This is a genomic window from Brevundimonas sp., assembly GCF_035627055.1.
Classification (GTDB): Bacteria; Pseudomonadota; Alphaproteobacteria; order Caulobacterales; family Caulobacteraceae; genus Brevundimonas.
Window position 1 is genome coordinate 1 of sequence record NZ_DASPMM010000013.1, and the last position, 19,595, is coordinate 19,595.

Genomic DNA, 19,595 nt, shown 5'->3' on the forward strand with positions numbered 1-19,595 from the left:
CTGTAACGCGCGCAGCGCCGATTCACGGCCCGAACCAGGGCCCTTGACCTCGACCTCGAGCGTGCGCACGCCATGCTCCGCGGCGCGGCGGCCGGCAACGTCGGCGGCCACCTGGGCAGCATACGGGGTCGACTTGCGCGAGCCTTTGAAGCCCTGGCTGCCAGCCGACGACCAGGCGATGGTGTTGCCCTGCGCGTCGGTGATGGTGATCATCGTGTTGTTGAACGAAGCATTCACATGCGCAACGGCAGAGGTGATGTTCTTCTTTTCCTTGCGCCGGGGGCGCGCGGCCTTGTCCTTGACCATGGAGTTCCTGCAGTCCTTCGAAAACGGAGTAACGGTTTAGCGGGTTGCCTTCTTCTTGCCGGCAATGGCAACCGCCTTGCCCTTGCGGGTGCGGGCGTTGGTATGAGTGCGCTGACCGCGGACCGGCAGGCCCTTGCGGTGACGCAGGCCGCGGTAGCAGGCCAGGTCCATCAGGCGCTTGATGTTCATCGACGTCTCGCGGCGCAGGTCGCCCTCGACGGTGTGATCGCGGTCGATGGTCTCGCGGATCTGCAGCACTTCGGCGTCGGTCAGCTGGTTGACCCGGCGCGACGGCTCGATGCCGACCTTGGCCGTGATGTCCTTCGCCGCATGCGCGCCGATGCCATGGATGTACTGAAGCGCGATTTCGACGCGCTTGTTGGTCGGGATGTTGACGCCAGCGATACGGGCCACGAAGCTCTCCAGATACGCGTGTGCGGACGCAACAAACGCTCCGGTCAACAGACCAGGAGCGTCGACGCCCTTCGCGGAAGCGCGCCTTATACAGGGGATTCAGGCCCCGTCAACGGTCGGCGGGCGCTTTTGGCCGGGTCAGGGCCGCCCGAACGGCACGGTCACGACCACGCTCACCGAGTCGTCATAGGCCCCGTTCAGGGTGGCGGGGCGGAAGCGGTAGAGGTCGCGGGCGGCGGCGAGGCCCGCCTCGGCGAAGCCGTAGCCGTCGGGCGTCGCCCTCAGCACCGTGCATTGCTCCAGCCGGGTGTCGCGGCCGATGCGGCAGCGCAGCTCGACCGTGCCGTAGACCCGCTGGCGCAGCGCCTCCGGCGGATGGTAGCGCCGAACCTCGCTGGGAGACGGCCGGCGCAGGTTCTGCGGCCCCGTCCGGACGCCGCGCCCGGGGCCGTCGCCGGCGCCGACGCCCGCGCCGCTGCCGGTCCCCTCCCCGCCCTGACCCAAGCCGGGCGTGGGCGAGGCGGTGGGCGCGACGCCGACGACCAGTTCCGGCTCGGGGGCCTGTTCGCGGGGGGCGGGCAGCTCGGGCGGCATGGGCTCGCGCGGCGGCGGCGGGACGTGGATGCGCGACGGCGCGGCAGGCGCGCCGCCGCCCGGATCCTCGGTCGGTTCCTCGGGCGGCGGGGGCGGCGGCGGGGGCGGGACCGGACGGAACAGCTCCACCTCGAACACGGGCGGCATCGGCTGCAACGGCGGGGGCTGGGTCCGCGCGACCAGGGCGAAAACGCCGACATGGGCCGCCAGCACGACCGTGAAGGCGCCCAGCTTGCGCAGCCGGTCCCGGGTGAGAAGCGAGCCAATTTCCACAGGTCGACTATGCCACATGAGGCATGAACGCGCCGGACGGGAAAGGGTCAGCCTCCGTTCACGCGCCGAAGCGCGGCCGGTCGGCTCAGGCGTCGAGGGTGGCGTCGATGGCGGCGGAGACCGTGGCGATGTCGCCCATGCCGTCGACCTCGGTCAGCAGGCCCTGGTCGGCGTAATAGGGCAGCAGCGGCGCCGTCTGACGATTGTAGACGGCCAGGCGCTCGCGGAAGGTTTCCGGATTGTCGTCCGGCCGGGCCTGTTCGGCGAAGCGTTTGGCGATCCGGGCGGTCAGGGCCTCGTCGTCGACCTTGAGGCGGATGACCCGGTCGATCCGCGCGCCGCGCCGCGCCAGCATGGCGTCCAGCGCCTCGGCCTGGGCCACGGTGCGGGGGAAGCCGTCGAAGATGGCGCCGCCGGCGGCCTCGGTCTCGGGCAGGCGGGCCTCGATCAGGGCGATGACGATCTCGTCGGTGACCAGGTCGCCGCGGGCCAGCACGTCCTTGACCTTGAGGCCCAGTTCGGACCCCGAGGCGATGGCGGCGCGCAGCATGTCGCCGGTCGACAGCTGGACCATGCCGCGCGTCTCGACCAGACGCTTGGCCTGCGTGCCCTTGCCGGCCGCGGGCGGTCCGAACAGGATCAGGTTCATCGCCGCCCCTCCCCGGGCTTTGGGCTCAAACAGCGCGAAGCGCGACAGCCCGCCAACAAAGTCAGCGCCGCGCCGGCGCGGTCACGCCCTTGCCGCGTCCGCCGCGGCCGCGCAGCTTGGCCTTCTTGATCAGGCCTTCGTACTGGTGCGCCAGCAACTGGGACTGGATCTGCGCCACCGTGTCCATGGTCACCGAGACGACGATCAGGATGGAGGTGCCGCCGAAGGCCATCAGCATGCTGCTGGGCAGGAACAGTTCGGGGATCACGCAGACGGCGGTGATGTAGATGGCGCCGATGGTGGTCAGGCGGGTCAGCACATAGTCCAGATACTCGGCCGTGCGCTTGCCCGGACGGATGCCCGGCAGGAAGCCGCCGTATTTGCGCAGGTTCTCGGCCGTGTCCTCGGGATTGAAGGTGATCGAGGTGTAGAAGAAGGTGAAGAAGATGATCAGAAGGGCGTAGATGCCCATGTAGATCGGCTGGCCGTGCTGCATCTGCGCGGTGACGACCGGCAGCCAGTCCAGCCACGAGGGCAGATCGGCGTTGGCGGTGACCTGGGCGACCGTGGTCGGCAGCATCAGCAGGGACGAGGCGAAGATCGGCGGAATGACGCCGGAGGTGTTGACCTTCAGCGGCAGGAACGAACGCTCGCCCCCGGCCATGCGATTGCCTTCCTGGCGCTTCGGATACTGGATCAGCAGGCGGCGCTGCGCCCGCTCCATGAAGACGATGAACACCACCACGGCGACCCCGGCCACCAGGCCCAGCAACAGGGCGAAGGGCGACATCAGACCTTGCTGCGCCATGCCGAACATCCGCGCGATCATGCCCGGCAGCACCGCGACGATGCCGGCCATGATGATCAGCGAGATGCCGTTGCCGATGCCGCGGGCCGTGATCTGCTCGCCCAGCCACATCAGGAACATGGTGCCGCCGGTCAGGACGGTGACGGTCGAGACGATGAAGAAGATGCCCGGCTGGTCGATCAGGCCCGGCGTGGCGTTCAGGCCGATGGCGATGCCGGTCGACTGGAACAGCGCCAGCACGACGGTCAGATAGCGGGTGTACTGGTTCAGCTGCTTGCGGCCGCTTTCGCCGCCTTCCTTGCGCAGCTTTTCCCACGGCGGATACACGGCGCCCATCAGCTGCACGATGATCGAGGCCGAGATGTACGGCATGACGTTCAGGGCGAAGACCGCCATGCGCTCGACCGCGCCGCCGGAAAACATGTTGAACATGTCCAGGATGCCGCGCTGGCCATCCGGGTTCTGGAAGAACTGCAGGAAAGCTTCGGAGTTGATCCCCGGGATCGGCACATAGGTGCCGACCCGGTAGACCAGCAGGGCCATCAGCGTGAACAGGAGGCGCTTGTGCAGCTCGGTCGCCTTGGCGAACGAGCCCATGTTCATGTTTGCTGCGAGTTGTTCGGCGGCCGAAGCCATAGGTCGTTACCCCGACTGATCAGAACGGCGCATCGGACAGGAATCCGGCGCTTGCGTCCAGATAGGCGAAGGGCGCCCTCTTAGCGAGAGCGCCCCTCAAGCTTTATTTGGCGGCGGTGCGCTTGGCGCGGGCCGAGACCTTGTTGGCGTCGCCCTGCGGCGCCTTGGGGGCCGGGGCCTTGCCCTTGGCGGCGTTGCGCTTTTCGACGCGCGCGGCGGCCTTGGCTTCAGCGGCGATACGCTGCTGCTCGACCGAGCCGCCGGCCGCTTCGATCGCCTTGATGGCGCCAGCGGTGGCCGACCAGACGACCAGGTTCAGCTTGCCCTTGATCTCGCCGGTGCCCAGCAGGCGGACGCCGTCCTTGACGCGGCGGATCACGCCGGCGGCGACCAGGGCCTCGCCGTTGATCTCGGCCTTGGCGTCCAGCTTCTTGGCGTCGATCGCCTCCTGCAGGCGCCACAGGTTCACTTCGGCCAGCTTCAGCGCGTTCGGATTGTTGAAGCCGCGCTTCGGCATCCGCATGTACAGCGGCATCTGGCCGCCTTCGAAGCCGCCGATGGCGACGCCCGAGCGGGACTTCTGGCCCTTGACGCCGCGGCCGGCGGTCTTGCCCTTGCCCGAGCCCGGGCCACGGCCGACGCGCATGCGCTTCTTGTGGGCGCCTTCGTTGTCGCGGATTTCGTTCAGTTTCATATGCCTGATCCTTTCGGGTGCTAGCGCCCGGACGCGGTCCGGACTCGGCTTTGGAATGGGGTACTAGTGAATAGTGCTAGTGAGCAGAGGCGGCAACCGCATGCTCACTAGCACTGACACTCTTCACTTCTCACGGCCGCAGCCGGCCTTACTTTTCGACCACTTCGACCATGTGGGCGACCTTGGCGATCATGCCGCGGACGGAGGGGGTGTCCTCCAGGGTCGATTCACGACCCATGCGGTTGAGGCCCAGGCCGGCCAGGGTGGCGCGCTGGTCCGACTTGCGGCGGATCGGCGAACCGGTCTGGCGGATGGTGACGGTGGCTTTGGATTCGGTCTTGGCCATCTATCAGCCCTCCACAGCTTCGGGCGCCGAGGCGCCGTCGTTGCGGCGGCCCATCAGGTCGGCGACCTTCTTGCCGCGCTTCGAGGCCACCTGACGGGGCGACGACTGGACCTTCAGAGCTTCGAAGGTGGCGCGGATCATGTTGTAGGGGTTCGACGAACCGGTCGACTTGCCGACGACGTCCTGGACGCCGAGGGTTTCGAGCACGGCGCGCATCGGACCGCCCGCGATGACGCCCGTTCCCGGAGGAGCGGCGCGCATCATGATCTTGCCGGCGCCCCAACGGCCATTGCCGTCGTGGTGCAGGGTGCGGTTCTCGCGCAGCGGAACCTTGATCATGGTCTTCTTGGCTTCTTCGGTCGCCTTGCGGATGGCTTCCGGCACTTCGCGCGCCTTGCCGTGACCGAAGCCGACGCGGCCCTTGCCGTCGCCGACGACCATCAGGGCCGCGAACGAGAACCGGCGGCCGCCTTTGACCGTGGCCGCGACGCGGTTGATGTGCACCAGCTTCTCGACGATGTCCGAATCCGGACCGTCGACGGCGGGAGCGTTGCGGTTGTCACGACGGTTGCGATCGTTGCCGCCGCCGCCGCGTTGGGGTTGTTGCGCCATCTGTCGCGTCCCTTAGAAGTTCAGGCCGGCTTCACGCGCGGCTTCCGCCAGCGCCTTCACCCGTCCGTGATAGATGTAGCCGCCGCGGTCGAAGACGACGTCCTTGACGCCCTTCTCGATGGCGCGTTCGGCGATCAGCTTGCCGATGGTGGCGGCGGCCGCGACGTCCGAACCCTTGACCTTCTTGCCCTTCTCGCCTTCCAGCGAGGAGGCGGAGGCCACCGTGACGCCTTGGGCGTCGTCGATGATCTGGGCCGAGATGTTCTTGTCCGAGCGGTGGACCGACAGGCGCAGGCGGCCGTTGGCCACGGCCTTCAGGCGGCGGCGGGTGCGCTCGGCGCGACGCTTGGCGTTTTGCTTGAGAGTGGTAGCCATGGCTTACTTCTTCTTGCCTTCCTTGCGCCGGACCTTTTCGCCCGTGTAGCGCACGCCCTTGCCCTTGTAGGGCTCCGGCGGACGCAGCTTGCGGATGACGGCGGCGATCTGGCCGACGGCCTGCTTGTCGGCCCCCGAGATCTTGATTTCCGTCTGCTTCGGCACCGCGAAGGTGACGCCGGCGGGCGGCTGGATGTCGACGTCGTGCGAGAAGCCGAGCTGCAGCGACAGGGCGTTGCCCTTCATCGCGGCGCGATAGCCGACGCCGACCAGGTCCAGGCTCTTTTCGAAGCCGGTGGTGACGCCGACGACCATGTTGTCGACCAGGGTGCGCGACAGGCCCCACATGGCGCGGCCACGCTGGGTGTCGACGCGCAGGCCGAGGTTGATGCCCTCGTCGTTCTGCGAGACTTCGATCTCTTCGGCGACGGTCCAGGAGCGTTCGCCCTTGGGACCCTTCACCGACACGGTCTGGCCGTCGAGCGTGACAGTCACGCCCTTCGGAACAGCGATGGTGCGTTTGCCGATACGGGACATCTTAGTAGACCCTGCAGAGGACTTCGCCGCCCACCTTGGCTTCGCGAGCCGCGGTGTCCGACATGACGCCCTTGGACGTGGAGAGGATCGAGATGCCGAGGCCGTTCTTGATCGGCTTCAGGTCGGAGATCGCCGAGTAGACGCGGCGGCCCGGCTTGGACACGCGGGCGATCTCGGCGATGACCGGCTGGCCGTCGAAGTATTTCAGCTCGATCTCGAACTGCGGGAACTCGCCGGGATTCTGAACCAGCGAATAGCCGCGGATGTAGCCTTCGTCCTGCAGCACGTCGAGGACGCGCTGGCGCAGACGGGAAGCCGGGGTGAGCACCTTGGAACGCTTGCGCATGGCGGCGTTCCGGATGCGAGCGATCATGTCGCTCAGGGGATCGTTGATCATCATATCTGTCGCTCCCCTTACCAGCTGGACTTCGTCAGGCCCGGGATCTGACCCAGGTTGCCGAGTTCACGCAGGGCGATACGGCTCATCTTGAGCTTGCGGTAATAGGCGCGCGGACGGCCCGTCACCTCGCAGCGGTTGCGAATCCGGTTGGCGGCCGAGTTACGCGGCAGCTCCGCCAGCTTCAGGCGCGCTTCGAAGCGCTCCTCAAGCGGCAGGGATTCGTTGTTGGCGGTCGCCTTCAGGGCGGCCCGCTTGTCGGCGTATTTCGCGACGAGGGCTTTCACCATCTCGTTGCGGTTCACGGCGCTCTTCTTAGCCATTGTGCTCTATCCCTTCCCGCTCAGTTCACGAACGGGAACTTGAACTCGGTGAGAAGGGCCTTGGCCTCCTCATCGGTCTTGGCCGTGGTGCAGACGATGATGTCCATGCCCCACATCTGGTCGATCTGGTCGTAGTTGATCTCGGGGAACACGATGTGTTCCTTCAGACCGGTGGCGTAGTTGCCGCGACCATCGAAGCTGGTGCCCTTGAGGCCCCGGAAGTCCTTCACCCGCGGCAGCGCGATGGTGATCAGACGGTCCAGGAACTCATACATCTGGTCGCCGCGCAGCGTGACCTTGCCGCCGATGACCATGCCCTCGCGCAGCTTGAAGCCGGCGATGGAGTTGCGGGCCTTGGTCGGCACGGGTTTCTGACCGGCGATGGCGGCGAGGTCCTTGAGGGCCGCAGTGGCCTTCTTGGAGTCGGCCACGGCTTCGCCGATGCCCATGTTGAGGACGATCTTGTCCAGCTTGGGCACCTGCATCGGGTTGGTGTAGCCGAATTTCTCGGTCATCACCGCGCGGATGCGGGCCTGATATTCGTCCTTCAGACGAGGCGTGTATTTGGTGTCGGCCATCAGATGACGTCTCCCGTCGTCTTGGCGAAGCGCACTTTCTTGTCGCCTTCCATGCGGAAGCCGACGCGGGTGGCCTTGCCGTTGGCGTCGGCGATCGCGACGTTCGACAGGTGAAGCGACGCTTCCTTGTTCTTGATGCCGCCTTGCGGGTCAGCCTGGGTCGGGCGCGTGTGGCGCTGAACCATGTTGACGCCTTGCACGACGACGCGGTTTTCGGTCGGCAGGACCTTGGTGACGGAGCCGGTGCGGCCCTTGTCCTTGCCGGTGAGGACGACGACGCGGTCGCCCTTCTTGATCTTGGCGGCCATGACTACAGGACCTCCGGAGCCAGCGAGATGATCTTCATGTGGTTCTTGGCGCGCAGTTCACGGGGAACCGGGCCGAAGATCCGCGTGCCGACGGGCTCGTTCTGCTTGTTGACGATGACGGCGGCCGACTTGTCGAAGCGGATGACAGAGCCGTCCTTGCGCATGATGTCCTTGGCGGTGCGCACGACGATGGCGCGCACGACGTCGCCCTTCTTCACGCGGCCGCGGGGAATGGCTTCCTTGACGGAAGCGACGATCGTGTCGCCCACCGAGGCGTAGCGGCGCTTGGAGCCGCCCAACACCTTGATGCACATGACCCGGCGAGCGCCCGAATTGTCGGCCACCTCCAGGTTAGTTTGCATCTGGATCATGGGATCCGATCCTTCTGGTTACGAGGCCGAGGCGGTGGAAAGGACTTCCCAACGCTTCAGCTTGGACTTCGGGGCGCACTCGACGATGCGGGCCAGGTCACCGACCTTGAGGGCGTTGGCTTCGTCGTGAGCGTGATACTTCTTGGACAGACGGACGGTCTTTTTGAGGACGGGGTGCAGCAGCGTGCGCTCCACCTTCACCACGACGGTCTTGTCGCCCTTGTCGGAGACGACCACGCCTTCGAGAATTCGTTTCGGCATCTTCGTTTCCCTACGCGTTCACACGCTTCTCGCGCAGAAGCGTCGAGATGCGGGCGATGTCCTTGCGCACTTCCGAGACCCGGTGGGTCTTTTCCATCTGGCCGGTGGCGGCCTGGAAGCGCAGGTTGAACTGTTCCTTCTTGAGCTTCAGCAGCTCGTCGGACAGCTGGTCGGGGGTCTGGCCCCGGAGGTCGGCGATCTTGGTCATGCTCCGACGTGCTCCACGTGCGAGACACCGGCGTCGAGGCGGGTGACCACCTTCGTACGGACCGGCAGCTTGGCGGCGCCGAGACGCAGGGCCTCGCGGGCGATGTCGTCCGGCACGCCGTCGATTTCAAACAGGATGCGCCCCGGGTGGCAGCGCGCGGCCCAGTGGTCCACGGCGCCCTTGCCCTTGCCCATCCGGACTTCGGCCGGCTTGCCCGTGACGGGCAGGTCGGGGAAGACGCGGATCCAGACGCGGCCCTGACGCTTCATCTGGCGGGTGATCGCGCGGCGGGCCGCCTCGATCTGACGCGCAGTGATGCGTTCCGGCTCCACCGTCTTCAGCCCGTACGAGCCGAAGTTCAGCGAGAAGCCGCCCTTGGCGGAGCCATGGATACGGCCCTTGAAGGCCTTGCGGTACTTGGTCTTTTTGGGTTGCAGCATGACCTAGTTCTCACGTCCCCGGTCACGGCGCGGGCCGCGGTCGCCGCGGGGTCCACGTTCACGACCTTCGTTGGAAGACGGGCCGGCAGCTTCCTGGGCCCAGCGCTTGTCCTGCGCCATCGGGTCGTGCTCGAGCACCTCGCCCTTGAAGACCCACACCTTCACACCGATGATGCCGTAGGTCGTCTTGGCCTGGATGAAGCCGTAGTCGATGTCGGCGCGCAGGGTGTGCAGCGGCACGCGGCCTTCGCGGTACCATTCCATCCGCGCGATTTCAGCGCCGCCGAGGCGGCCCGAAACGTTGATGCGGACGCCCTTGGCGCCGAGACGCATGGCCGACTGCATCGCGCGCTTCATGGCGCGGCGGAAGGCGATCCGGCGTTCCAGCTGCTGCGCGATGTTCTCGGCGATCAGCTGGGCGTCGGTCTCGGGCTTGCGCACCTCGACGATGTTCAGGTGAACCTCGCCTTCGGTCTGGGCCGAGATGTCCTTGCGCAGCTTCTCGATGTCCGCGCCCTTCTTGCCGATCACGACACCCGGACGGGCGGCGTAGATCGTCACGCGGCACTTCTTGTGCGGACGTTCGATGATGATGCGCGACACGCCGGCGGCGTTGAGGCGTTCCTTCAGCCACGTGCGCAGCTTCAGGTCCTGGTGCAGCAGCTTGGCGTAGTCGGCGCCGCCGGCGAACCAGCGGCTGTCCCACGTACGGTTGACGCCAAGGCGCAGACCGATCGGATTTACTTTCTGACCCATCAGGCGGCCTCACCGGCTTCGCGGACCACGATGGTGATCTCCGCGAAAGGTTTCAGGATGCGCGACGAACGGCCACGAGCGCGGCTCGCGAAACGCTTCATCACCAGGTTCTTGCCCACGAAGGCCTCGGCGACGACGAGATTGTCGATGTCGAGGTTGTGGTTGTTCTCGGCGTTGGAGACGGCCGAATACAGGACCTTGCGGACGTCGGTGGCGATGCGCTTGCGGCTGAATTCCAGCTCGTTCAGCGCCTTCTGCACCGGCAGGCCGCGGATCGACTGGGCGACCAGGTTCAGCTTCTGGGGGCTGATCCGGACATTCACCAGCTTGGCGCGGGCTTCGGTCGGGGCGACCCGACGGGGGTTCTTGGTCTGGGCCATCAGTTATTTCCTTTTGGCCTTCTTGTCCGCCGCGTGGCCCGGGAAGTTCCGGGTCGGGGCGAACTCGCCGAGCTTCATGCCGACCATCTCTTCAGAGACCGACACCGGCACGTGCTTCTGGCCGTTGTGGACGCCGAAGGTCAGGCCGACGAACTGCGGCAGGATGGTGGAGCGGCGCGACCACGTCTTGATCACGTCCTTGCGGCCCGACGTCTGAACGGCGTCGGCCTTCTTGAGCAGATACCCGTCGACAAACGGGCCTTTCCAGGAGGAGCGGGCCATCTTTAGCGAGCCTTCTTAACGTGGCGGGTACGGATGATGAACTTGTCCGTAGCCTTGTTCTTGCGGGTGCGGGTGCCCTTGGTGTCCTTGCCCCACGGCGTAACCGGGGTGCGACCGCCAGAGGTCCGGCCTTCACCACCACCGTGCGGGTGGTCGATCGGGTTCATGGCGACGCCGCGAACGTGCGGACGCCAGCCCATGTGGCGGACGCGGCCCGCCTTGCCGAGATTCTGGTTCATGTGGTCGGGGTTCGAAACCGCGCCCACCGTGGCCATGCAGCCGTCCAGCACCATGCGAAGCTCGCCCGAGCCGAGGCGGATCTGGGCGTAGCCCTGATCGCGGCCGACCAGCTGGGCGTAGGCGCCGGCCGAACGGGCCAGCTGGGCGCCCTTGCCCGGCTTCATCTCGATGTTGTGGATGATCGTACCCACGGGCATCGAGCGCAGCGGCATGGCGTTGCCCGGCTTCACGTCGACCTTTTCGCCGGCCACGACCGTGTCGCCCGCCTTCAGGCGTTGCGGCGCGATGATGTAGGCCTTTTCGCCGTCCTCATAGGTGATGAGGGCGATGAAGGCGGTCCGGTTCGGATCGTACTCGAGGCGCTCGACCGTCGCGGCCGCGAACTTGCGGCGCTTGAAGTCGATCTTGCGGTACAGCGTCTTGGCGCCGCCGCCGCGGAAGCGGACAGCGATGCGACCGCCCTGACCGCGTCCGCCCGACTTGGTCAGGCCTTCGGTCAGCGACTTCTCCGGACGGCCCTTGTGGAGCTCGGAGCGGTCGATCAGCACCAGGGCGCGGCGGCCCGGCGACGTCGGATTGTAGGTCTTCAAGGCCATCTGATCAGAGCCCCGTGGTGACGTCGATCGACTGGCCTTCAGCCAGCGTCACGATCGCTTTTTTGATGTCGACCCGACGGCCCATGATGCCGCGGAAACGCTTGGTCTTGCCCTTCTGGACGAGGGTGTTGACCTTCAGCACGTTCACCTTGAACAGGGCCTCGACCGCCGCGGCGATCTCGTCCTTGGAGGCGTTGTCCGCGACGCGGAAGACGACCTTGTTCTGTTCCGACAGGATCGTGGCCTTCTCGGTGATCACCGGGGCCAGGATGGTGTCGTAGTGACGGGCGGTGGGTTGAGCGCCGGCCATTACGCGGCCTCCTTCTCAGAGAAGCGCGCCTCGATGGCTTCAACAGCCGCCTTGGTCAGCACCAGCTTGTCGGCCCGCAGGATGTCATAGACGTTCAGACCGGCGTTCGGCAGCACGTCGATGTGCGGGATGTTGCGGGCGGCGAGGCCGAAGTTCGTGTCGACTTCCGGACCGCCGATGATCAGCGCCTTGCTCCAGCCGAGCTTGCCCAGCGTGGTGCGCAGGGCCGCCGTCTTGGAGTCCTTCAGGGCGATGCTGTCGACCACGATCAGGTCGCCGGCCTTGGCCTTCGACGAGAGCGCGTGACGCAGGGCCAGGGCGCGGACCTTCTTCGGCAGCGAGAAGCCGTGATCGCGGACGATCGGGCCGAAGGCGCGCGAGCCGCCGACGAACTGCGGCGCACGGCGCGAACCGTGACGGGCGCCGCCGGTGCCCTTCTGCTTGTACATCTTCTTGCCCGTACGAGAGTTCTCGTTGCGGGTCTGGACCTTGTGCGTGCCGGCGCGGCGCTTGGCCAGCTGCCAGTTGACGTAGCGGGCCAGCAGGTCGCCGCGAATGTCGGTGATGCCGAAGACGGCGTCCGACAGTTCAACGTCGCCCGAGGCCTTGCCGTCGAGTTTGATGACCGAGAGTTTCATTACGCTTCACCGCCTTCGGTGGTCTCGACGGCCGGGGCTTCCTCAGCCGGCGTTTCCGCCGGTTCAGCAGCCGCCGCGGCGGTCTTCGACGACTTCACGCCGCCCGGGAAGGGGGCTTCAGCCGGACGGGCCTTCTTCACGGCGTCGCGGATCTTGACCCACGTGCCTTCGTGACCGGGGACAGCGCCCTTGATCATGATCAGGCCGCGGTCGGCGTCGACGCGGAAGACGGTCAGGTTCTGGGTGGTGACGACTTCCTGGCCGAGGTGGCCGGCCATCTTCTTGCCCGGGAACGTACGGCCCGGGTCCTGACGGTTACCCGTGGAGCCGTGCGAACGGTGCGAGACCGAGACGCCGTGGGTGGCGCGCAGACCGCCGAAGTTCCAGCGCTTCATGGCGCCGGCGAAGCCCTTGCCGATGGTCTCGGCCTGGACGTCGACCTTCTGGCCGGCGACGAAGTGGTCGGCCGAGAACTCGGCGCCCACATCCATCATCGCGTCCGCATCGATGCGGAACTCGGTGACATAGGCCTTGGGTTCCACTTCCAGCTTCGCGAAAGCTTCGCGCTGAGCCTTGTTGGTGTTCTTGGCCTTCTTGGTGCCAGCGCCCAGCTGGAGAGCGACGTAGCCGTCACGCTCCTGGGTACGTTGGCCGACGACTTGGCAGCCGTCGAGCTGAAGCACAGTGACCGGTACGTGCGCGCCGTCATCGGCGAACACGCGGGTCATGCCCAGCTTCTTGGCGATCACGCCCGTGCGCATCGGATCCCGCCTCTTTCTACTTTAAATCTTGATCTCGACGTCCACGCCGGCGGACAGGTCGAGCTTCATGAGCGCGTCCACGGTCTGCGGGGTGGGGTCGACGATGTCGAGGACACGCTTGTGCGTGCGGATTTCAAACTGCTCGCGCGACTTCTTGTCGACGTGCGGCGAGCGGTTCACGGTGAACTTTTCGATCAGGGTCGGCAGCGGGATCGGACCACGAACGGTCGCGCCCGTGCGCTTGGCGGTGTTGACGATCTCGCGCGTCGAAAAGTCGAGGACGCGGTGATCGAAGGCCTTGAGCCTGATGCGGATGCTTTGATCCATATCGGTAGCTATTCCCAAGCAGGCGAACCTGCGTCCCTGTGAACCATTTCAAAGACCGGAGTCTTCAGGCGCGAAGCCTTCAGAGTACGCACGTCCGCAAAAACGATCGGCCCACGCAGTCTCCCGCGAAGGCCGTTGAAGTCCTGGGTCACTGCAAAGAACAGGGTCTCAGGTCGTTCCTGCGAACCGCGTCTGCACCCCAAACTCAAGCGAGGTGCACAGCCGGTCCAACAAGAGTGGGGGCTTATGACGGTCGATTCCGCTTCCGTCAAGCGGCGAAAGCATGGCGGCGGCTGATCACGGCCGTCCGACGCGGTGACCGCAACTAAGACGCCCGGCGGCGCCGGACCCGCCTTCATGACGGCGTGGAGAGACGCCGCCGCAATGCCTCCGCCACATTGTCACCGCACCGCCACATTGCGTTGCTGCGGCGCAACATTCCGGCCTCCGGGGCGGTTTGTGACCGGTTTGTAATGGCTACGCTCGCCTGCCCCCTGTTAGCCCGGCGGTCCGTCGCGGCGAATCCGGCCGCGGCAAGCAAGGAAAACAAAAATGAAGTCTCTCCTCCTCGTCACCTCCGCCCTCGCCGCCTTCGCCGCGGCCCCCGCCCTGGCCCAGGACGGCCCGGTCGGCTCGGTCGGCCTGACCTACGGCAACACCGAGATCGACCTCGGCGGCCTCGGCGGCGACGCCGACACCTGGGCCGTCGACGGCGTGGTCGCCATGCCGGCCTTTGGCGACTGGACCGTCACCGTCGCCGGCAGCGCCAGCCAGTTCGATGACGGCAGCGACGACACCACCTTCGTCGGCACGGGCCACCTGACCACGATGGTCGGCTCCGACCTGCGCGTCGGCGGCTTCGTCGGCGCGGCCGACGTGGCCGACGAAACCGCCCTGACCGGCGGCCTCGAGGTGCAGAAGTACCTGTCGAAGGCGACCCTGACCGGCGTCGTGGCCTACACCACCGCCGACGACGTCGATCTGGACGCCTGGTCGGTCGGCGCGGACGCCGCCTTCTACGTCACCGACGCCCTGCGCCTGAACGCCGGCCTGTCGTGGATGACCATCGACGACGCCGACGTCGACGGCGTCACCTACGGCGTCGGCGCCGAGTACGAGATCGCCAACTCGCCGTTCTCGGTGACCGCCGGCCTGTCGCACTCGGACATCGAGGACGTCGACATCGACTCCTGGACCGTCGGCCTGCGCTACAGCTTCGGCGGCGGCCTGCAGGCGCGTGATCGCGCCGGCGCGGCCCTGCCGGGCTCCGGCGTCATGGGCATCCTCGGCGCCCTCTAAGCGTCACGGACGTTCGAACGACGAAGCCCCGGCGGAGCGATCCGCCGGGGCTTTTCGTTGGCTGGTGAGCGGGTCAGCAATCCGGGCGGCGCGCAGGAAGAAGGCCCGGGCGGTTCCACGCACCCGGGCCTTCCCTGTCGCAACGGCGCCTTGGGGGTCAGCGGCCGATGCGGATGTCTCCCGATCCGACGACGCTGCGGCTGACGGCGCCGGTCGCCTCGGCGATGCGGACGTCGCCCGAGCCGGCGATCGAGACGCTGACGTCGCCGGCGGTGCCGCCGAAGTCGATGTCGCCGGAGCCGCCGATGGCGATCTCGAGGTTGGGGATGCGGCCTCGGCGGATGCCGACCTCGCCCGAGCCGCCAATGGCGATGTCAGTGTCGCCGTTGACCTCCGCGATCCGGGCTGTGCCGGAGCCGCCCATGCTCAGGTCCAGGGCGCCGGTGGCGCCGGCGGTCAGCTCGCCCGAACCGCCGAGGCTGGCTTCCAGCGAGCGGGAGGTGCCGACGATCATCGCGCCGGAGCCGCCCGACGACAGGCCCACCGGCCCGTCGGTGTTGGCCACCACCCAGTCGCCGCAGCCGCCGTTGCCCAGATCGACCGAGGCGGCGCCACGGCCGATCGATCCATAGACGGCGCTGCCGGCGTCGATGTTCACGGCGCGCGGCGAGCGGATGACGATCAGGGGCGCGTCCTCGAGATTGACCCGGCCGATGTCGCGCACCTCGACCGAGGCGCCCTGCCCCGGCCGGGTGCTGTCCGGCCCCGAGCGGCAGTTGCGGATGCTGTCGCCCATGCGGATGCCGGCGACGCGGCGGCCGAGGCCGCCGTCGATGCGAACATGGTCGCCGTCGCGCTCGACGCGCAGGGCGGGCAGGCGCGAGCCGCCCTGTTCGATCTCGACGCCGATGTCGGCCCGGTCCTCCACGATGACCACGACCCGCGCGACGGCGTGTTCGATCTCGACGGTGGGGCCGGGCTTGGCCAGGGCCGGGCTTGCGGCGGCGGCCAGCGCAACGGCGGCGGCGGCGGACAGCAGAATGGCTTTCATGGCGGTGTTCCCTCTCCGGAATGTGCCCGGAAGGTGCGACCGGACCGCCGCCGAGTCACTTTAAATCGAGGTCATGACGTCATTGTAAGGAAGGGGCGACGCGACCGCTCGCCGCGCGGCGGCTCGCTACTTGAGCGCTTCGCCCATCGCCAGCGGCGAGATCAGCCCCTTGTCCGGCGGCGGCGGCTCGTCGCCCAGTTCGAAGGCGCGCTCGTAGGACTCGAGCCGGGTCTTGACCACGCCCAGCCGGCGCAGCCCCAGCGAGGCGCCCCACAGCGCCGCGCGCGCGGCCAACGGGGCCCGGTCGGCCGGCAGCACCGGCGCGCCCCAGCGGCGCAACACGCCGTTGGCGTAATGGGCCCCGTTGGTCATCCGCGAGCGCCAGGTCTGGTAGTCGCACGACAGCGAGACGTTGAAACTGCCCTGGTTCTCGATCCGGTGCGGCGCATGCAGCGGCCAAGCCACGGCCATGCCCGGCTTCAGGTCGAACACCGACGCGCTGGCGTCCATGCCGCGATGATAGGGCAGGTCCTCGGTCTGCTGCTCCAGCACGATGTTCTCCATCGAGCGGCTCGGCATGTGGGTCTCGTCGACCGGATAGATCCAGATGCGCTTCTCGCCGCGCAGGTGGAACAGCGTCACCCCCGGCGGGTCGGCGTGGAACGGCACCTTGGCCGAGGGCGCCGACAGGATGAGCTGCCCCGTCACCTGCACCGGCCGGAAGCCCGGCACATGGTCCGACAGGTCGGCGAACACCCGCCGCATCGCCTCGGCCAGCTCGGGCCAGTGGTCCTGGATGCGGCGCATCTGGATCCACATCCGCCCCGCCTTGGCCGCCTCCAGCAGGGCCGCGCCGCCGCGCGCGCCCTTGGTCCCGGTCTGCAGCATCGCCTGGTCGTCGGCGTCGTAGTGGAAGATGTTGATGTCGAACAGTTCGGCCGGGTGGCGCTCCAGCTGCCGCGCCAGGGCCTCGTCCTCGAACAGGCCGGTCTCGATCAGCCGATGCGCGTAGACCACGGGGGTGCGGCCGAAGGCCTCGCGGCGGGCGGCGTCGAACGCCGGAATGAGGCGGTCGGTCATGCTGGGGCTCCGGGAAGCTTGCGCGCCGCGGCGCTGGCCGCGCCCGCCGCGGCCGCCCACCAGTCGGCGGCGCGCGTCTCGCAGGCGTTGATGATGTCGAAGCGGCGGCTCAGGCTCAGTTGCACCCGCCGCAGCGGCGCCGGCCCGGCGGCCAGCAGCCGCCCCGCCAGCCGGGTCAGGTCGGGACGCGGCCCCTCGGCCACCCCCTCGAACACCACGCCGCCCGGCTCGGCCAGGGCCGTCTTGTAGCCCTCCTCCCCGGCCCCGAAGTCGACCAGCCGGTAGCCGTCTTCGGCCGCCTGCTCCAGTTCGAGCCGGGTCAGGATGGTGCCCAGCCCGTGACGGGCGAAGGCCGGATCATAGGTCGGAAACCACAGGTGCAGGGTGCGCCCGTCGTCCAGCGAGGCCTCCGCGGCGACCAGATCGCCGGCCGCCGTGCGCAGGCTGGTCAGGCGCAGGCCGAAGCCCGTGGCGCGGGCGTCGAACAGGCGGCGCAGCAGGTCCACGGTCCAGCCGCAGGCGAACACGTCGTGGCGCCGGGAGCGGCGGTACTGGTCGCGCTTGCGCGCGACGATCCAGTCCAGCACAGCCGGATCGCGCTCGTCCCAGGTGAACACCGGCTCGCCGTACTCGCGCTCGAAGCCCCGCCGCAGCCGGCGCATGTTCTTGAAGAAGCGATGGCTGCGTTCCTCCAGCCGCGCCGCCAGCGCCTCGCGGCCGCCGGCGACGTCGGTCGACATCCGGGTCCGCGCCATGAAGCCGGGCGGCGGCCCGGCGGGCGCCATCCAGCCGCCGGCGCGCAGCACTCCGCCCAGCCGCCGCGCCACCGTCGCCGGGTCGAGGCCCTCGCCCGCCGCGGCGATGACGCCGTGATAGTCGGTCAGGGGCGCGCCGAGCGGCTGGATCAGCCGGCCCCGCCGCTGGAAAGGAAAGAAGCCGACGGCCGCGCCGGCGCGCCGGAACACCGCCAGGGCCGCGCCGGGAACGTCCGCCGCCGCCAGGGCGTAGCGCGGGTCGAGGTAGGGATGGTCCAGTCCGGGTTCGGACGCGCGCAGGGCCTCCCACGCGGCGCGGTCCTGCGGCCGCAGCGCGTCGGGTCGGATGATCTCGATCTCCGTCGCCTCGTCCATGATCCCCGATCCGCCGCCAGTCCGTCGTCGGACCATGCCCCCGCCGCCCTTGCGTTACGGTTTAGAGGCTTGGTGAACGAACTGCTGCGGAGCCGGGGGCGCGCCCGGGCGTTGGTTTCCGGTGATCCTGTCCTCCCGTGGAGCCTCCATGCCCGAACCCCGCGCCCCCGGCCGCCAGAACGAATACGAACAGGAGCGGACCCCCGCCCGCGAAGGCGAGCCGCCGCGTCCGGCCCAGGAGCCGCCGGGCTCCGAAGGCAGCAGCAACAGCGGCGACACCGCGACCGATCCCGCCACCGGCCGGCCGAACCCGTGAGTTGAGGCTCCGCCGGGAACGGCGGGGCCCGCGAGGGATTGATGCCGGACCGCCCCTTGTCCGGATTCCCATGTCGCTTCGCCTGATCGCCCCCGTCTTCGCTTGCGCCCTTGTCGCCCTCGCCGCCTGCGGAGCCCCCGAGCCCGCCGAACCGCCGGCGGCGCCCGCCGCCAACGCCCCGCAGCCCCTGCTCACCGCCGCCCAGATCGAGGCCGGCGTCCCGCAACCCGCGACCGCGCCCGCCACGCCGCCGGGGGGGCAGCCGACGGCCCCCGCCGCCTACGCCCCCGATCCCGGCCTGGTGCGGCTGCAGATTCTGCTAGACCGCTCGCCCTTCTCGCCCGGGGTCATCGACGGCCTGGCCGGCGACAACACCCGCCAGGCCATCGCCGCCTGGCGCAAGGCCAATGATCTCGGCGAGGGCGACACAGCCGACGCGGAGCTGCTGCAGCGCCTCGCCGCCGCGGACACGGCCCCGGTGATGACCACCTATGTGCTGACCGCCGCCGACCTCGCGGGTCCGTTCAGCCCGCCGCCCGGCGACCTCGCCGACCAGGCCGCCGCTGGAACCCATTACACCTCCGCGCGCGAGCGGCTGGCCGAACGCTTCCACATCACCGAGGCCCTGCTGCAGGGGCTGAACCCCGGCGTCGACTTCCGCCGCGCCGGCCAGACGATCGTCGTCCCCGCCGTCGCCGACCGCCCCCTCGGCGAGGTCGCCCGCATCGTCGTCGACAAGACCGAGCGCTCGGCCCGCGCCTTCGACGCCTCTGGCCGGCTGCTGGCCTTCTACCCCGCCACCATCGGCTCCACCGCACGCCCCGCCCCGTCGGGAACCCTGCGCGTGCTCGGCGTCGCCAACGAGCCCGACTACACCTACGACCCGGCCAAGCTCAGCTACGACCGCGGCGACGAGAAGGTCGTGGTGCCGGCGGGGCCGAACAATCCGGTCGGCTCGGTGTGGATCGACCTGTCGCGCGACAGCTACGGCATCCACGGCTCGCCCGACCCGTCGAAGATCGCCAAGACCGCCTCCAACGGCTGCGTCCGCCTGACCAACTGGGACGCCGAACAGCTGGCCGCATCCGTCAAGCCGGGGGTGGAGGTGCGGTTCATTTGAGCCGGCCTATGCTCGCGACGCGGTCGCTCGCGGCTTGAGGCCCGACAGCAAAACGGCCCCCGGATCGCTCCGGGGGCCGTTCGCAGTTCGGATCGTCAGATCAGCGGGACGACTATTCCGTGATCTTGGACACCACGCCGGCGCCGACGGTGCGGCCGCCTTCGCGGATGGCGAAGCGC

Annotated in this window: 32 protein-coding genes and 1 pseudogene; 3 read left to right on the top strand and 30 right to left on the bottom strand. The window is 68.3% G+C overall.

Going from position 1 to position 19,595, the window contains the following annotated elements:
- The 26 genes and pseudogenes from rpsK to rpsJ form a co-directional block, all read right to left on the bottom strand.
- A partial coding sequence (rpsK, locus tag VEA98_RS05895) for a 30S ribosomal protein S11 (protein WP_324811700.1) occupies window positions 1-306 on the bottom strand: 306 nt, incomplete at its 3' end.
- A 36-nt stretch (window positions 307-342) separates the two neighbouring features.
- The gene (gene rpsM, locus VEA98_RS05900) at window positions 343-720 is read right to left on the bottom strand and encodes a 30S ribosomal protein S13 (protein ID WP_324811702.1); all 378 of its coding nucleotides are present in this window, start codon (window positions 718-720) and stop codon (window positions 343-345) included.
- 138 nt (window positions 721-858) lie between these two features.
- Window positions 859-1,587: an energy transducer TonB gene (locus tag VEA98_RS05905; RefSeq protein ID WP_324811704.1), complete on the bottom strand. Its 729-nt coding sequence runs from the start codon at window positions 1,585-1,587 to the stop codon at window positions 859-861.
- Between the two features lie 85 nt (window positions 1,588-1,672).
- Window positions 1,673-2,236, bottom strand: a complete 564-nt coding sequence (locus tag VEA98_RS05910) for an adenylate kinase (protein WP_324811707.1) — start codon at window positions 2,234-2,236, stop codon at window positions 1,673-1,675.
- A 61-nt stretch (window positions 2,237-2,297) separates the two neighbouring features.
- Window positions 2,298-3,680, bottom strand: a complete 1,383-nt coding sequence (gene secY, locus VEA98_RS05915) for a preprotein translocase subunit SecY (RefSeq protein WP_324811709.1) — start codon at window positions 3,678-3,680, stop codon at window positions 2,298-2,300.
- Window positions 3,681-3,912: 232 nt separating this feature from the next.
- Window positions 3,913-4,374, bottom strand: a pseudogene (rplO, locus tag VEA98_RS05920) (50S ribosomal protein L15); the annotation flags it as partial.
- 148 nt (window positions 4,375-4,522) lie between these two features.
- On the bottom strand, window positions 4,523-4,720 hold the full coding sequence (gene rpmD / locus VEA98_RS05925; RefSeq protein WP_324811712.1) for a 50S ribosomal protein L30: 198 nt from the start codon (window positions 4,718-4,720) through the stop codon (window positions 4,523-4,525).
- Window positions 4,721-4,723: 3 nt separating this feature from the next.
- Complete coding sequence (gene rpsE / locus VEA98_RS05930) at window positions 4,724-5,332, bottom strand: 30S ribosomal protein S5 (RefSeq protein WP_324811714.1); 609 nt, start codon at window positions 5,330-5,332, stop codon at window positions 4,724-4,726.
- 12 nt (window positions 5,333-5,344) lie between these two features.
- A complete protein-coding gene (rplR, locus tag VEA98_RS05935) occupies window positions 5,345-5,707 on the bottom strand; it encodes a 50S ribosomal protein L18 (protein ID WP_324811717.1) in 363 nt (120 codons plus the stop codon).
- A 3-nt stretch (window positions 5,708-5,710) separates the two neighbouring features.
- Window positions 5,711-6,244 (bottom strand): 50S ribosomal protein L6, encoded by a 534-nt coding sequence (rplF, locus tag VEA98_RS05940; protein WP_324811720.1) that lies wholly within the window; start codon window positions 6,242-6,244, stop codon window positions 5,711-5,713.
- A 1-nt stretch (window position 6,245) separates the two neighbouring features.
- Window positions 6,246-6,644, bottom strand: coding sequence for a 30S ribosomal protein S8 (gene rpsH / locus VEA98_RS05945; RefSeq protein WP_168049145.1), 399 nt, complete (start codon window positions 6,642-6,644; stop codon window positions 6,246-6,248).
- Window positions 6,645-6,658: 14 nt separating this feature from the next.
- Window positions 6,659-6,964, bottom strand: coding sequence for a 30S ribosomal protein S14 (gene rpsN, locus VEA98_RS05950; protein WP_168049147.1), 306 nt, complete (start codon window positions 6,962-6,964; stop codon window positions 6,659-6,661).
- Window positions 6,965-6,984: 20 nt separating this feature from the next.
- Window positions 6,985-7,542, bottom strand: coding sequence for a 50S ribosomal protein L5 (gene rplE, locus VEA98_RS05955; protein ID WP_324811726.1), 558 nt, complete (start codon window positions 7,540-7,542; stop codon window positions 6,985-6,987).
- Window positions 7,542-7,850 carry a 50S ribosomal protein L24 gene (rplX, locus tag VEA98_RS05960; protein WP_324811729.1) on the bottom strand — a complete coding sequence of 103 codons (309 nt, stop codon included), beginning with the start codon at window positions 7,848-7,850 and terminating at the stop codon, window positions 7,542-7,544. Before rplX ends, rplE begins: the two co-directional genes overlap by 1 nt.
- A gap of 2 nt (window positions 7,851-7,852) precedes the next feature.
- Entirely contained in the window at window positions 7,853-8,221 is a 369-nt protein-coding gene (gene rplN / locus VEA98_RS05965; RefSeq protein WP_055832151.1) for a 50S ribosomal protein L14, read from the bottom strand.
- A gap of 18 nt (window positions 8,222-8,239) precedes the next feature.
- Complete coding sequence (gene rpsQ, locus VEA98_RS05970; protein ID WP_168049152.1) at window positions 8,240-8,482, bottom strand: 30S ribosomal protein S17; 243 nt, start codon at window positions 8,480-8,482, stop codon at window positions 8,240-8,242.
- A gap of 10 nt (window positions 8,483-8,492) precedes the next feature.
- Entirely contained in the window at window positions 8,493-8,690 is a 198-nt protein-coding gene (gene rpmC, locus VEA98_RS05975; protein ID WP_324811733.1) for a 50S ribosomal protein L29, read from the bottom strand.
- Window positions 8,687-9,130, bottom strand: coding sequence for a 50S ribosomal protein L16 (gene rplP, locus VEA98_RS05980; protein ID WP_324811736.1), 444 nt, complete (start codon window positions 9,128-9,130; stop codon window positions 8,687-8,689). Before rplP ends, rpmC begins: the two co-directional genes overlap by 4 nt.
- 3 nt (window positions 9,131-9,133) lie before the next feature.
- Entirely contained in the window at window positions 9,134-9,886 is a 753-nt protein-coding gene (gene rpsC, locus VEA98_RS05985; RefSeq protein WP_259552104.1) for a 30S ribosomal protein S3, read from the bottom strand.
- Window positions 9,886-10,266, bottom strand: a complete 381-nt coding sequence (gene rplV / locus VEA98_RS05990) for a 50S ribosomal protein L22 (RefSeq protein WP_056450358.1) — start codon at window positions 10,264-10,266, stop codon at window positions 9,886-9,888. The genes rpsC and rplV overlap by 1 nt, the downstream gene beginning before the upstream one ends.
- A 3-nt stretch (window positions 10,267-10,269) precedes the next feature.
- Window positions 10,270-10,548, bottom strand: a complete 279-nt coding sequence (gene rpsS, locus VEA98_RS05995; RefSeq protein ID WP_008262211.1) for a 30S ribosomal protein S19 — start codon at window positions 10,546-10,548, stop codon at window positions 10,270-10,272.
- A 2-nt stretch (window positions 10,549-10,550) separates the two neighbouring features.
- Window positions 10,551-11,384, bottom strand: a complete 834-nt coding sequence (gene rplB / locus VEA98_RS06000) for a 50S ribosomal protein L2 (RefSeq protein WP_324811743.1) — start codon at window positions 11,382-11,384, stop codon at window positions 10,551-10,553.
- 4 nt (window positions 11,385-11,388) lie between these two features.
- On the bottom strand, window positions 11,389-11,694 hold the full coding sequence (locus tag VEA98_RS06005) for a 50S ribosomal protein L23 (RefSeq protein ID WP_056450366.1): 306 nt from the start codon (window positions 11,692-11,694) through the stop codon (window positions 11,389-11,391).
- The gene (rplD, locus tag VEA98_RS06010; protein WP_324811746.1) at window positions 11,694-12,332 is read right to left on the bottom strand and encodes a 50S ribosomal protein L4; all 639 of its coding nucleotides are present in this window, start codon (window positions 12,330-12,332) and stop codon (window positions 11,694-11,696) included. Before rplD ends, VEA98_RS06005 begins: the two co-directional genes overlap by 1 nt.
- Window positions 12,332-13,093, bottom strand: a complete 762-nt coding sequence (rplC, locus tag VEA98_RS06015) for a 50S ribosomal protein L3 (RefSeq protein WP_324811748.1) — start codon at window positions 13,091-13,093, stop codon at window positions 12,332-12,334. The genes rplD and rplC overlap by 1 nt, the downstream gene beginning before the upstream one ends.
- A 21-nt stretch (window positions 13,094-13,114) precedes the next feature.
- A complete protein-coding gene (gene rpsJ / locus VEA98_RS06020) occupies window positions 13,115-13,420 on the bottom strand; it encodes a 30S ribosomal protein S10 (RefSeq protein ID WP_003164367.1) in 306 nt (101 codons plus the stop codon).
- A gap of 552 nt (window positions 13,421-13,972) precedes the next feature.
- On the opposite strand from rpsJ, the gene VEA98_RS06025 reads away from it, so the two are divergent.
- A complete protein-coding gene (locus tag VEA98_RS06025) occupies window positions 13,973-14,719 on the top strand; it encodes an outer membrane beta-barrel protein (RefSeq protein WP_324811760.1) in 747 nt (248 codons plus the stop codon).
- Between the two features lie 157 nt (window positions 14,720-14,876).
- Here the strand turns inward: VEA98_RS06025 and VEA98_RS06030 are convergent, their stop codons facing one another.
- The 3 genes from VEA98_RS06030 to VEA98_RS06040 form a co-directional block, all read right to left on the bottom strand.
- Entirely contained in the window at window positions 14,877-15,770 is an 894-nt protein-coding gene (locus tag VEA98_RS06030) for a GIN domain-containing protein (RefSeq protein ID WP_324811762.1), read from the bottom strand.
- A 126-nt stretch (window positions 15,771-15,896) separates the two neighbouring features.
- The gene (locus VEA98_RS06035) at window positions 15,897-16,850 is read right to left on the bottom strand and encodes a transcriptional regulator (RefSeq protein ID WP_324811764.1); all 954 of its coding nucleotides are present in this window, start codon (window positions 16,848-16,850) and stop codon (window positions 15,897-15,899) included.
- The gene (locus VEA98_RS06040; protein WP_324811767.1) at window positions 16,847-17,980 is read right to left on the bottom strand and encodes a GNAT family N-acetyltransferase; all 1,134 of its coding nucleotides are present in this window, start codon (window positions 17,978-17,980) and stop codon (window positions 16,847-16,849) included. The genes VEA98_RS06035 and VEA98_RS06040 overlap by 4 nt, the downstream gene beginning before the upstream one ends.
- Window positions 17,981-18,128: 148 nt before the next feature.
- Here VEA98_RS06040 and VEA98_RS06045 point away from each other — a divergent pair, with 148 nt between their 5' ends.
- Window positions 18,129-18,296, top strand: coding sequence for a hypothetical protein (locus VEA98_RS06045; protein ID WP_324811770.1), 168 nt, complete (start codon window positions 18,129-18,131; stop codon window positions 18,294-18,296).
- A gap of 70 nt (window positions 18,297-18,366) precedes the next feature.
- Window positions 18,367-19,416 carry a L,D-transpeptidase family protein gene (locus VEA98_RS06050; protein ID WP_324811771.1) on the top strand — a complete coding sequence of 350 codons (1,050 nt, stop codon included), beginning with the start codon at window positions 18,367-18,369 and terminating at the stop codon, window positions 19,414-19,416.
- Between the two features lie 112 nt (window positions 19,417-19,528).
- On the opposite strand, the gene VEA98_RS15225 is transcribed toward VEA98_RS06050, so the two are convergent.
- A partial coding sequence (locus tag VEA98_RS15225; RefSeq protein ID WP_288397397.1) for a hypothetical protein occupies window positions 19,529-19,595 on the bottom strand: 67 nt, incomplete at its 5' end.